The sequence below is a fragment of the Rhodococcus sp. MTM3W5.2 genome (genome assembly GCF_001984015.1).
GTDB classification, from domain to species: Bacteria; Actinomycetota; Actinomycetes; order Mycobacteriales; family Mycobacteriaceae; genus Rhodococcus_G; species Rhodococcus_G oryzae.
This window is the reverse complement of record NZ_CP019572.1, coordinates 1,648,963-1,660,628: the sequence shown is the minus strand read 5'-3', so window position 1 is coordinate 1,660,628 and position 11,666 is coordinate 1,648,963. Positions and strand designations below refer to the sequence as shown.

Here is an 11,666-nt window from a genome sequence, read left to right as displayed (position 1 = left end):
GGGCTAGGTCGACGACGTCTCACGAAGCGACCGCTCCCTCGCCTCCTTGGCCCGGTCGACGAAGGCGGTGAAGGCCGGGATCTGCGCGGCGGGCACGGTGAACGGCAACACCTGGAACGGCACGGTCACCCCCGTGGTCTTGAGCTTCACCTTCCAGTCCTCCCCCTTGGGGACGACGTGCACCTCCATGAGCTCCGCGTGCACGAAGAAGATCCCCGGCTCGTATCTGGGCGTCGCGATGGTGACGATGTCGCCGTCGAGCGTGAGCAGGATGTCCCCGTCGATGCGCACCCGGTGCCGGTTCGTGGTCATGACGCTCATTCGAGCACGACCACGGCGGGCACGGCCGCTCTCGACCCGATTCGATCACGGGCCGGTGTGGAAACTTGGCCCCCCAGCACCGGGTCGAATACCCTGCATCCTCGATGAACGCGCCCGCACGAGCCCTGACCGCACTGGCCGCCGTCGCCTCGATCGCCCTGGTCGGCGCGCCGGCGGTCGCGCAACCCTCCCCCGCGCCGCCGGACTCGAGCACGACCACCACCACGCCGTTCACCACCCCGAACACCGACAACTGCCCGCAGCGCAACTCTCCGCCGCAGGCCATCGACCTCTCCGAGGTGCCTGCGCCCGGGCAGACCGCGCCCGCAGCGCTGCCCGTCCCCGCCCGGCCGGTCGGCGGCGCCCGACTCGGCGAGTGCGGCGCCATCACCCCCGACGGCGCACCCGGCCTGCCCGCCGAGATCTCCGCGACCGGCTGGGTGCTCGCCGACCTCGACTCGGGCGCCGTGATCGCGGCCAAGGACCCGCACGGTCGCTACCGCCCCGCGAGCACCATCAAGGTGCTCCTCGCGATCCTCGCCCTGCGCGAACTCGACCTCGACACCACCGTCACCGCCACAGCCGACGACGCGAACGCCGAGGGCAGCGCGGTCGGCCTCGGCAAGGACGGGCGGTACACCAACCGCCAGCTCATGCAGGGCCTGGTGATGGCCTCGGGCAACGATGCCGCGCACGCGCTCGCCGCGCAGCTCGGCGGGGACGAGCGCACCGTGGAGAAGATGAACGAGCTGGCCCGCTCCCTCGGTGCCCTCGACACCCGCACCGCCACCCCGTCGGGCCTGGACGGTCCCGGAATGTCCAGCTCCGCCTACGATCTCGCGGTGATCTTCCGTGAAGCGATGCGGGACAAGACCTTCTCTGATTTCATCCGCACCGAGTCGGTACCGTTCCCTGGATTCCCGAAGGACCCCACCGACCCGGAGGACAAGGACCATCCCGGGTTCACACTCGCCAATGACAACAAGCTGCTCTACAACTACGACGGGGCACTCGGGGGCAAGACCGGGTACACCGACGATGCGCGGCAGACCTTCGTCGGTGCCGCCGAACGCAACGGCCGAACGCTCGTGGTGACCCTGATGGCGGGTGACGTCAAACCGATTCGCCCGTGGGAACAGGCCGCCCGACTCCTCGACTACGGCTTCGCGCTCCCGGCATCGGAATCGGTCGGCACCCTGACCGACTCGGCCGAGGCTCAGGCGGCGGCGCCGGTGACCCTGGCCGCGCCACCGGCCAGTCCGGTCGGCGGTCCGATCGCCGCGGGCCCGCCGGCCGACTCCACTCCCGGGTTATCGAGAACCGCTGTCGCGGTGGTCGGTTCGGCGATCGTCGGCATGCTGCTCGTGGCAGCCGCGCGGCTCCGGCGCCGGCGCCGGCGCTGACCGGGCCGGCCGGGCCGGCCGGGCCGGCCGGGCCGAGGGTCAGTCGCGGCGCCTGCGCCGCCGCATCAATCCGCCGAGCCCGACCGCGGCCGCCGCGCCCACCCCGACAAGGGCAAGCGCCTCGGACATCGTCGGCCCCCTCGCAGGCGCCTGCTTCACCTCGATGATCGCCGGATCCGGCGGCGGCACAAACGCCTTCACCTCGTTCTCGTGCGCTGTCGCCGCCCACGCCGTGGAGAAGAGCACCAACCGCGCCGTGAAGTAGATGAACACCAGCAGGCCGATGATCGGGCCGAAGGTGGAGCCGGCGGGCCCGTTGGTGACCGCCCTCAGATAGATCACGCCCAGCCGCTTGAAGACCTCGAACCCCACCGCCGCGAACAGCGCCGCCTTCGCCGCGCTGCGGAGGGTGATCGGTTCGCGGGGCAACCGGGCGATGACCCAGACAAACAGTGCCCATGTCGCCACCACGGCGAGCACGCTCGACAGGAGCCGCACCAGGGTCCCCACCCAGCCGATGTCGTCGATGCCGAGCCATTCCAGGACCCGCCCGGTGGTGCTGCCCTCACCGATCATGGACAGGCCAACCGAAATGATCAGGGCCAGTACCAGACCCACCAGCTTCGCGAGATCCTTCAGCTTGGTCCGCAGGAACCCCGCGGTGGGATGGCGCTGGTCCCACATCGCGCTGAGCGCCTCGCGCAGGTTCGCCATCCACCCAAGGCCCGAATACGCGGCGACGATCAGGCCGATGACACCCACCGTGGTTCGCGCGGCGATCGCCGCGTCGATCAGCTGGTTGATCTGGTCGCCCAGGTTGCCCGGCATCGCCTTGCTGACCGCATCGTGGATCGAGGTGAGCAGCTCGGGATGTCCGACCAGAATGAAACCGGTGACCGCGAAGCCGACCATCAACAACGGGAACAGCGCGAACACGCTGAAGTAGGTGATCCCGGCCGCGAAGTAGTCGCCCTTCTGCGCCTGGTACCGCCCGCCCGCACGGATCAGGTGATCAAGCCACGGCCGCGCCGCACGGAGACGCTCGAGAAGCGCTTTGACGTCCGGCACCGCGGATCACCCCTTGTACTTCAGGAACCCCACCTTGTCATAGACCGTCGCCAGAGTCCGCTCGGACACCTCGCGGGCCCGCAGCGCGCCCGCGTCCAGGATGCGGTCCAGCTCGGCCGGGTCTGCCATGTACGCGTCGACCTTCGCGCGGAGCGGGGTCACGAACTCCACGAGCACCTCGGCGGTATCGGACTTCAGGTCGCCGTAGCCCTTGCCCTCGTAACCCTTTTCCAGGTCCTCGACGCTCGTGCCGGACAGCGCGGACTGGATGGTCAGCAGGTTGCTCACGCCGGGCTTGTTCTCCCGGTCGAAGCGGATCTCGCGCTCGTTGTCGGTGACTGCGGACTTGATCTTCTTCGCCGACACCTTCGGGTCGTCGAGCAGGTTGATCAACCCGGCCGCGGATGCCGCCGACTTGCTCATCTTCGACGTGGGGTCCTGCAGGTCGTAGATCTTCGAGGTGCCCTTGATCATCTGCGCCTCGGGGATCACGAAGGCCTTGCCGAACCGGGTGTTGAACCGCTGCGCCAGGTCACGAGCCATCTCCAGGTGCTGGCGCTGGTCCTCGCCCACCGGGACCCGCTGCGGTCGGTAGAGCAGGATGTCGGCGGCCATCAGCACCGGATACGTGAACAGGCCGACCGTCGCCGACTCGGTGCCCTGCTTGGCGGACTTGTCCTTGAACTGCGTCATCCGGCTGGCCTCGCCGAAGCCGGTGATGCAGTTCAGTACCCACGCGAGCTGCGCGTGCTCGGGCACCTGGCTCTGCACGAACAGCGTCGACCGGTCCGGGTCGATGCCGAGCGCCAGCAGCTGCGCGGCGGCGACCTTCGTGCGGCGCCGCAGCTCCTTGGGCTCCTGCGGGACCGTGATCGCGTGCAGGTCGGGGATGAAGTAGAAGGCGTCGAAATCGTCCTGCAGGGGCACCCACTGCTGCAGCGCCCCGAGGAAGTTGCCGAGGTGGAACGAGTCGGCGGTGGGCTGGATGCCCGAGAGGACCCGCTGCCGGGCGGCGGTGCCGGGCGCGGCGGGGCGGTGTTCACCGGGGCGGTGTCCGATGACGGTGCGGACGGCGACGATGCGGAACTCGACATGGCCCCGATCCTTTCATGCCCGGTCACCCACCTGGAATTCGATCAGGGCTCCACCCATGCGAGCTCCCCGCCCGCCGACGTCCAGCGGCGGGCCAACGCGCTCGCCGACGGCCGATCCGCCTGCAGGATCACCCGCAACAGGCCGTCGGTCCGGTCCTTCGCCCCATCCTCGACGGCATCGACGAACCAGCCCAACTCCCCGGGCTCGTCGGCCAGCAGGTCCGCCGCGTCGCGGACCATCAGCACCAGTCCGGGCGACTCGCCCAACCAGTCGTCGGCGTCGCGCAGGCACTCGTCGAACGCGTCCTTGTTGGCACCGAAGTAGTACGGGAACTGCAGCGCCGCGGCGAATTCGTCGAACAGGGCATCCGTGGTCCGCATCTTCGGGGCACGCACCACCCGCACGGTGTAGCCGCGCTCGGAGAGCGCATAGGCGAGGGTGTCGCCGACCGGCGCGGTACCGGTCAGCATGCCCGCCACCGGACCGGTTCGATCGGTGATGAATCCGTCCACCGTTGTCATCAGCGCATCCTCACAAATGTCGTGTAGTGATCACCGGTGTACCAGGCCGAACCGTCACTACCGGTGACGATGCGCTGCGCGTCCCTCGGTTTTCCGCGCTGCTTCGGGTTCACGTCCCACTCGCGATACCCGACGGCCCGACCCGACGCGTCCGCGGTTGGCAATTGCCGCTCCCTGTTGCCGAAGCGGTCACCGCCCTTGGTGCCCGGCGCCCCGGCAGAGTCCGGCCAGGTACCCTCGTCGATCTTCTGCAGGGTCGCGACGGCGGCCGCGGGGACCCCTGCCTGCGTGGACGAGCCGGGTTGGTCCCGACCGGTGGTCAGCAGCAGTGCCGCCACGATCGCGACGAACACCAGCACCGCCGCGGCGATCACGCCGCGGGACCTAGTGGACATTGACCCGCTCCCTCAGCCGGACCATCGACGCGGGCGCCCACCAGTTGGCCTCGCCCATCAGCTTCACCAGCGCGGGCACCAGCAACATCCGGACCACGGTGGCGTCGATGATCAGGGCGACGATCATCCCGACCCCGATGAACCGCATCACGGACAGGTCGGAGAGGGTGAAGGCGCCGGTCACCAGGATCAACAAGGTCGCGGCCGCAGTCACCACCCGCCCCGTCTTGGCCGCGCCGATGCGCACGGCCTCCTCGGTGGTCGCCCCGGCCCGCCGCGCCTCGACCATCCGCGAGATCAGGAACACCTCGTAGTCGGTGGAGAGACCGAAGACCATCGCGATGATCAGCACGACCATCCCCGAGATCAGCGGCCCCGGGGTGACGTTGAGCAGACCCGTCAGGTGCCCGTCGTAGAAGATCCAGGTGAGGATGCCGAAGGTCGCGCCCAGGCTCAACGCGGCCATCAGCACCGCCTTGATCGGCAGCACGATCGACCCGAACGCGAAGAACATCAGCACCAGCGTCGCGATCACCATCACCGCGATCATCACCGGCAGATAGTGCAGGACCGAGTTCACGCTGTCGACGGACAACGCGGTGATCCCGCCCAGCAGCAACTCGGTGCCCGCGGGCGCCTCGATCTCGTCGAGTCTGCGGACGGTGTCGACCGCGGCAACCGACCGGTCGGGGTCGTCCAGCACCGCGCGGACCGCGACCATCCCATCGGCGGTACCCACCGTGATGGCCTGCTGGACGCCGTCGGTCGCCCCGACCGCCCCGATCACCTCGGTGACCGCCGCGTCGTCGGGTGGCGCGCCGTCCTCGCCGCGGATCACGACGGTGGCGCCGCTGCTCGCGATCGGAAACTGCGCGGTGAGCTGCTCCACCGTCGTGCGCGTCTCGTTGCCCGGCGGCAGCGCGGTGTGGTCGACATCGCCGAAACGGGTCCCCAACAGCGGCAGCGTCAACAGCAACAGCACGGTCACGATGGTGACGGCGATGACGACCGGCCTTCGCATCACGGCGGTCGCGAGCGCGCCCCAGAAACGTTGCGCGCGAGCCTCACCCCGCTCGAATGCCCCGCGGCGCCAGGTCAGCGCGTCGATCCGCGGGCCGAGGATGGCGAGCAGCGCGGGCAGCGCCGTCAACGAGAGCACTGCGGCCAGCGCGACCGCGGCCATCGCGCCGAACCCGAGCGACTTGAGCATCTGCTGCGGGAACACCAGGGTGCCCGCAAACGCACACAGCAGGAGCACCGCGGAGAACGCGACCGTGCGGCCCGCGGAGGCCATCGTCGCGGTGACCGCCTCGTCGGTTCCCGCCCCTGCCGCCAGCTCCTCGCGATAGCGGCTGACGATGAAGAGTCCGTAGTCGATCGCCATGCCGAGCCCGAGCAGCGAGGCGATGTTCACCGAGAACACGCTGACCTCGAGGAACATCGACAGCAGGCGCAGCGCGGCCAACGCGCCGAGCATCGAGAGCGCCCCGATCGCGACCGGGATCGCCGCGCCGACCAGCCCGCCGAAGACCAGCACCAGCACCAGCAAGGTGACCGGCAACGAGACCATCTCCGCGACCACCAGGTCGCGCTTGGACTCCTTGTTGACCTCGTCCGCGATCGCGCTGAACCCGGACAGCTCGGTCGACACCCCCGGCACGGTCAGCTGCGGTTCCAGCTCGGTGAACGACGCGATCCGCTCGCTCTCGCTGCCCGCCACGAAAACCACTGCCAGCGCGGTGGATTCGTCGCCGCTGCGCAGCAACGACCGGATCGGGCCCGTTGCGCTCCAGTAGTCCTCGATCGGCTCCGCGAGCAGGCCCCGATCGACCTCGGCGAGGCGGGCCGACACCGCGGGGCCGATGTCGTCGACGGTCTTGCCGTCGGGGGCACGGTAGATCGCGATGATGTCCGGGCTGCGGATCCCGAAATGCTCGGCCAGCAGCTCGTCGACCAGCGCCGCCTCACTGGACGGGTCGATGTCACCGCCCTGGCTGAGCCGGTCCAGCACGCCGGATCCCCACAAGCCCCCGAGGAGCATGGCGCCGACCACGACCGTCAGCACGGCCCAACGGCGCCCCAGCACGAACGATGTCCACCGCGTCACGGTGGAAGACTAGCGGTATCCGACTGCGGAATCCGACTAGCGATACTGGACGGTGACCGGCGCGTGGTCCGACCATCGCAGGTCGTAGGACGCGGCCCGCTCGACGACGGCCTGCTTCGCCCGCTCCGCGAGCACGGGCGTCGAGACCTGGTAGTCGATCCGCCAGCCCGAGTCGTTGTCGAATGCCTTGCCGCGGTAGGACCACCAGGTATAGGGACCCTCCAGGTCCGGGTGCAGCCGGCGCATCACGTCCACCCAGCCGAACTCGCCGAACACCGAGCCCATCCACTCGCGTTCGTTCGGCAGGAAGCCGGAGTTCTTCTTGTTGCCCTTGTGGTTCTTCAGGTCCAGCTCGGTGTGTGCGATGTTCCAGTCGCCGCACACCACCACGTGCCGGTCCGCCCGCTCGGCCGCCGCTGCCGTCGCCGCCAGATACGGTCCGAAGGATCGGAGGAACCGTTCCTTCTCCACCTGCCGCTCGGTCTCCACCTCGCCGGACGGGAGGTACAGGCTGGCCACCGTGAGGTCGTCGAAATCGGCCTCGATGTACCGCCCGGCCTCGGCGAACTCCTCGTCCCCGTGCCCGATCCGCACCGCGTCCGCCTGCCTGCGCGACAGGATCGCCACCCCGTTGCGGCCCTTGGCAGACGGCTGAGCGGAGACCAGGTGCCAGCCGGCCTCGAGGACAGCGGCCAGGGTGGTGGCGAGTTGCTTGTCGTCGGCGCGGGTCTCCTGGAGACAGATGACGTCCGCCTCGGTGGCCTCGATCCACTCCAACATGCCCTTCTTGGCTGCGGCGCGGATCCCGTTGACGTTGACGGTGGTGATGATGTGCGGCACGGGTAGGAACCGTAGCCCAACTGGCCGACAGCGCCGCTATCGCAGCGGGGCCGCCAGCGCCTCGAGCCCACCCTGCTCGTCCACCCAGTCCTTGAAGGCGGCGAGCCCCTTGTCCCGGTCCACCACCGGCCGGTAGCCGAGGTCGCGCCGAGCAGCGCCGGTGTCGAAGGTCGCGCTGCGCGTCATCAGCGCGATCACATACCGCGACAACGGCGGCGACCAGCGCTTCGCGATGTACGGCACCCGCCAGATCGCCTCGGCGACCGCCACCACCGCGGCCAGCACCCGAGGGTTTGGTCTGCGGCTGGGCGGGGCGAACCCGAACATCCGTGACACCACCCCGACGAACTCCCACACGTTGGTGGTCTCGGCGTCCGCGATGTAGTACGGCCTGCCACCGACCCGGTCCGAGCCGGTGGCCAGCACGCACGCGTCGACGATGTTGTCGACGTGGCAGAGCGAGGCGTAGACGTCCTTGCCGCCGGAGATGTCCGGCAGGGAGCCCTCGGACGCCTTCGCGAGTAGCCGGACGATCGGACCCGACCGGTCGCCCGCACCCCAGATCGCCCGCGGCCGCAGCGCGCAGGTGATCAGGTCGGGGCCGTTCGCCTCCAGCACGAGCCGCTCGGCGGCCGCCTTGGTCTCGGAGTACAGGTTGAGGTACCTGCTCGGGTACGGGACCGACTCGTCGACGTCGATCTGATCGCCGCCGTCGTACTCCATCAACGCGCTCGGGCTGGAGATGAACACGAAGCGCGACACCCCGTTTCTGCGGGAGGCCTCCAGCAGGTCGGCGGTCGCCTGCACGTTCTCGTTCCAGAACTGTTCGCGGACACCACGTTCGTCCACCCTGGCGGCGCTGTGGAACACCACGTCCACCCCCTGGTCGCCTCGAACAGGGAGTCACGGTCGGTGAGATCGCCGTAGACGAGAGTCAACTTCGAGGTGTCGCCGAGATCGGTGAGATTGCTGGTGCGGCGCACCAACACGGAGACGTCCATCTCGCCGTCCGCAACCAGTCGACGGGCGAGCGCGCCACCGAGGAATCCGCTCGCACCGGTCACCAGTGCCCTCACTGGGTCCGCCACCAGGTCGCGCCGAGCAACATCGTCATCGCGGCGATCTTCACATCCGAATGCCCCCCTGCGCGGCCTTCCTTCAGTGCGGCCGGGATCTGCGCGGCGTGCGCGCCCACACTGAGCACCACGTCGATCCACCACAGCGCCCGCGCGAGACGGTTGCCGGAGGGCCGGATGAGCCCGGCCACCAGGTAGATCCATCCCAATACCGGGATGGCACGCAGCAGTATGACCCTCGTACTCATCGTTCCGCCTTCACCAATTGCGATGCCGCCCAGACCGTCAGCTTCTCGCGTCCGATCTTCGCGTTGTGCCGGATGTCGACCGGGAAGCCGGGATGGAAGAGGAAGTCGTGGATCCGGTCGGTGGTGTGGCTCTGTGCCCCGAGCTCACGCAGTTCCTCCTCGATCCGCGCCCGTTCGCTCTTCCGGACCCCCGGCATCAGCTCGACACAGAGCACCGGGCGGGTGTCGCTGTCACCACGGACACCGACCAGCGCGGTCCGGAACACCTCCGGGACCGTGTTGAAGATCTGCTCGCACTGGACGGTGAACAGCGCTCCGTCCGCGGTGCGGACCCGCTGACTCTTGCGCCCGCAGAACCAGATCCGGCCGCCCTCGTCGATCCAGCCCAGGTCACCCGTCCGGTGCCAGATACGGTCGCCGTCCCTGATCTTGCCGAGCGCGTTCGCCGCCTCCGGCCAGGCGTAACTGGTACTCACGTTCGGCCCGGCCACCACGATCTCGCCGATCCCACCCGCGGCCGTCTCGTCGGACCTGGTGGGGATCGGCTCGTCGGTGATGCCGACGACCCTCGCCTCGAGGCCGAGCGCCGGGCGCCCGATGCACGTTCCCGCTCCTGCGTGGGCCCTGGCGACGAACTCGCCGAGCAGCTCGCGCGACTCGATCGAGGACATCGGCAGCGCCTCCGTCGACCCGTAGCCGGCGGTCACCTCGGCCTCGGCGGGCAGGATCGCGCGCAGCGCCGCGATGGCGTGGTCCGGTACCGGGGCGCCGCCGGAGTAGATGGACCGCACGGACGGCAGCCGCACGTCGTGCGACTGCGCGTACCGCACCAGCGGAACGAGCACGGCAGGCGACGCGAACATCGTCCGGATGTCGAACCGGTGGATCGCGTCGACCACGTGCGCGGGATCCGTCGAGCCCACCTCCCCCGGCACGATCGGCGGCAGCACGCAACGGGAGCCGAGCATCAGGTCGAGCACCCCGAAGATCGGCAGCGTGATCAGGGACGTCTCGGGCGGCACCCGCTTGCGGGCGTCATCGACCTGGTCCAGCATCGCGGCGAGATTGCCGTGGGTGAGATTCACGGCCTTGGCGGGTCCGGTGCTACCCGTGGTGAAGGCGATCATCATCACCTCGTCCGCCGGTGCCTCCTGGCTCGGCGCAACCGGCCGGTCCGGGGTCCGGCCCCAGGCCCGAAGGGAATGGCCGCCCCAGAGCTTGCGCCCGACGGTGACCTTGACCCCCACCGTCGCGAACGCCGAACGGAACACCAACCGCAGCAGGTGCGCCTTCGAGATGCCGATGAACGCCTGTGGGGAAACGGATTTCAGACAGGTGAGCATCGGACGCAGTCCCATGCCCGGGTCGATCACGACGGGCACCGCCGCCACCTTCAGCAAACCGATCATGATGGCGTAGAACTCGGGCCCCGGGGTGACCAGCAGCAGGGTTCGCACCCCGCGCCGGATCCCGATCTCCTCGAACCGCTGGGCGAGCAGATCGGACCAGTCGTCGAGCTCCCGATAGGTCAGCCGCCCGTAGGTGGGCACACCCGCCTCGCCCTTGCCGTCCGGTGAGATCACCGCCTCCAGATCCGGGTGCGCCCGCGCGATCGCCCGGATCCGTTCCACCGATCCGCAGTGCGCCGCCGGGCGGGCGGGCACCGCAGTAGTGGTCGTCGCCCTGCTCACGCCGTCGGTGCCAGCCGGTACACGGTGGCGGCCGCGCTCGGCCCGGCGCCCGCGGCCACGAACAGCACGGTGTCGTAGCCGGCCAGAATCGCCTCGTCCACCTGGTGATACGCCGCTGTCAGCGCGGCGGTGTGCGCATCACCCTCGACCACACCGCTGCCGAGCACCGCCTCCGGTGCGATACCGAGCTGCGCGGCCAGCGCGGCCGGGAACCCCGCGGTCGGCCGAGAGCTGATCAGCGCGGTCCGAGACAGGTCCAGCCCGCCCTCGTGCGATCCGATCGCCTTACCCGCGGCGACACCTGCCACCTCGAGCAGACGCCCCTCGAACCCGTCCTCGCGCTCCACGGTCACCAGCGAGCGGCCGTGGACACCCATCTCGGCGATATTGGCGAAACCCCTCGTCGCCGGGGTCCCCTCCAGCTCCGCGACGTGCACGGGGCCGAATCCCGATGGGGTGTCGGTCTTCTCGAGCAGCATCGCCGCCCCCGCCGTGACGAACGGGAAGTCCGCGGCGGGCCTGCGTCGCTGGAGCGAAGGGTGGGTGTCCCCGGAGACGACGAGAACGTACTGCGCACTGTCGGTTTCGAGAAGGGCGGTTGCCACCTGTACCGCGTTGAGCACGCCGCAGGCCCCGTTCATCAGGTCGAACGAGAACGACCTGCTCACGCCCTCCGGATACTCGAGGCCGATGCCCGCCTCGCGCTGGATCAGCGCCGCGATCGCCGGCTCGAACAGGTTCGAGTCGCGGTAGACGCCGGTGTTGATGAGCACGCCCACCTGCTCGGGCTCGATGCCTGCGCTGCTCATGGCGCCGCGCGCCGCGCGAGCGGAATGCTCGATTGCGCTCGTCGTCGCCGTGGCCACGCTCATCCCGGTGGACTTGATCGAGATACCCATGT

General features: G+C 69.5%; 11 protein-coding genes and 1 pseudogene. 1 reads left to right on the top strand and 11 read right to left on the bottom strand.

The window, feature by feature from the left end:
• Positions 1 to 3 precede the first annotated feature (3 nt).
• On the bottom strand, positions 4 to 312 hold the full coding sequence (locus BTZ20_RS07615) for a hypothetical protein (protein ID WP_145982245.1): 309 nt from the start codon (positions 310 to 312) through the stop codon (positions 4 to 6).
• A gap of 113 nt (positions 313 to 425) precedes the next feature.
• Between BTZ20_RS07615 and BTZ20_RS07610 the strand changes: the two genes are divergently transcribed.
• Positions 426 to 1,724 (top strand): D-alanyl-D-alanine carboxypeptidase family protein, encoded by a 1,299-nt coding sequence (locus BTZ20_RS07610; RefSeq protein WP_077040938.1) that lies wholly within the window; start codon positions 426 to 428, stop codon positions 1,722 to 1,724.
• Between the two features lie 39 nt (positions 1,725 to 1,763).
• On the opposite strand, the gene yhjD is transcribed toward BTZ20_RS07610, so the two are convergent.
• From yhjD to BTZ20_RS07560, 10 genes and pseudogenes are all read right to left on the bottom strand, one after another.
• On the bottom strand, positions 1,764 to 2,792 hold the full coding sequence (gene yhjD / locus BTZ20_RS07605; protein ID WP_077040937.1) for an inner membrane protein YhjD: 1,029 nt from the start codon (positions 2,790 to 2,792) through the stop codon (positions 1,764 to 1,766).
• 6 nt (positions 2,793 to 2,798) lie between these two features.
• Complete coding sequence (gene trpS / locus BTZ20_RS07600; RefSeq protein WP_077040936.1) at positions 2,799 to 3,851, bottom strand: tryptophan--tRNA ligase; 1,053 nt, start codon at positions 3,849 to 3,851, stop codon at positions 2,799 to 2,801.
• Between the two features lie 77 nt (positions 3,852 to 3,928).
• The gene (locus BTZ20_RS07595) at positions 3,929 to 4,408 is read right to left on the bottom strand and encodes a barstar family protein (protein WP_077040935.1); all 480 of its coding nucleotides are present in this window, start codon (positions 4,406 to 4,408) and stop codon (positions 3,929 to 3,931) included.
• On the bottom strand, positions 4,408 to 4,803 hold the full coding sequence (locus BTZ20_RS07590; protein ID WP_077040934.1) for a ribonuclease domain-containing protein: 396 nt from the start codon (positions 4,801 to 4,803) through the stop codon (positions 4,408 to 4,410). Before BTZ20_RS07590 ends, BTZ20_RS07595 begins: the two co-directional genes overlap by 1 nt.
• On the bottom strand, positions 4,793 to 6,910 hold the full coding sequence (locus BTZ20_RS07585) for an MMPL family transporter (protein WP_077040933.1): 2,118 nt from the start codon (positions 6,908 to 6,910) through the stop codon (positions 4,793 to 4,795). The genes BTZ20_RS07590 and BTZ20_RS07585 overlap by 11 nt, the downstream gene beginning before the upstream one ends.
• A 36-nt stretch (positions 6,911 to 6,946) precedes the next feature.
• Complete coding sequence (locus BTZ20_RS07580; protein ID WP_077040932.1) at positions 6,947 to 7,750, bottom strand: exodeoxyribonuclease III; 804 nt, start codon at positions 7,748 to 7,750, stop codon at positions 6,947 to 6,949.
• A 36-nt stretch (positions 7,751 to 7,786) separates the two neighbouring features.
• Positions 7,787 to 8,814, bottom strand: a pseudogene (locus tag BTZ20_RS07575) (NAD-dependent epimerase/dehydratase family protein).
• 8 nt (positions 8,815 to 8,822) lie between these two features.
• Positions 8,823 to 9,074 (bottom strand): hypothetical protein, encoded by a 252-nt coding sequence (locus tag BTZ20_RS27835; protein WP_077040931.1) that lies wholly within the window; start codon positions 9,072 to 9,074, stop codon positions 8,823 to 8,825.
• Complete coding sequence (locus BTZ20_RS07565; RefSeq protein WP_223263671.1) at positions 9,071 to 10,765, bottom strand: fatty acid CoA ligase family protein; 1,695 nt, start codon at positions 10,763 to 10,765, stop codon at positions 9,071 to 9,073. Before BTZ20_RS07565 ends, BTZ20_RS27835 begins: the two co-directional genes overlap by 4 nt.
• Entirely contained in the window at positions 10,762 to 11,664 is a 903-nt protein-coding gene (locus BTZ20_RS07560) for a hypothetical protein (RefSeq protein WP_077040929.1), read from the bottom strand. Before BTZ20_RS07560 ends, BTZ20_RS07565 begins: the two co-directional genes overlap by 4 nt.
• Positions 11,665 to 11,666 lie beyond the last annotated feature (2 nt).

Bases quoted from the DNA above. Each gene is read 5' to 3' on its own strand.
- BTZ20_RS07560 (WP_077040929.1), bottom strand. From the start codon at position 11,664: ATGGGTATCTCGATCAAGTCCACCGGGATGAGCGTGGCCACGGCGACG.
- BTZ20_RS07595 (WP_077040935.1), bottom strand. From the start codon at position 4,408: ATGACAACGGTGGACGGATTCATCACCGATCGAACCGGTCCGGTGGCG.
- BTZ20_RS07590 (WP_077040934.1), bottom strand. From the start codon at position 4,803: ATGTCCACTAGGTCCCGCGGCGTGATCGCCGCGGCGGTGCTGGTGTTC.
- BTZ20_RS27835 (WP_077040931.1), bottom strand. From the start codon at position 9,074: ATGAGTACGAGGGTCATACTGCTGCGTGCCATCCCGGTATTGGGATGG.
- BTZ20_RS07610 (WP_077040938.1), top strand. From the start codon at position 426: ATGAACGCGCCCGCACGAGCCCTGACCGCACTGGCCGCCGTCGCCTCG.
- BTZ20_RS07615 (WP_145982245.1), bottom strand. From the start codon at position 312: ATGACCACGAACCGGCACCGGGTGCGCATCGACGGGGACATCCTGCTC.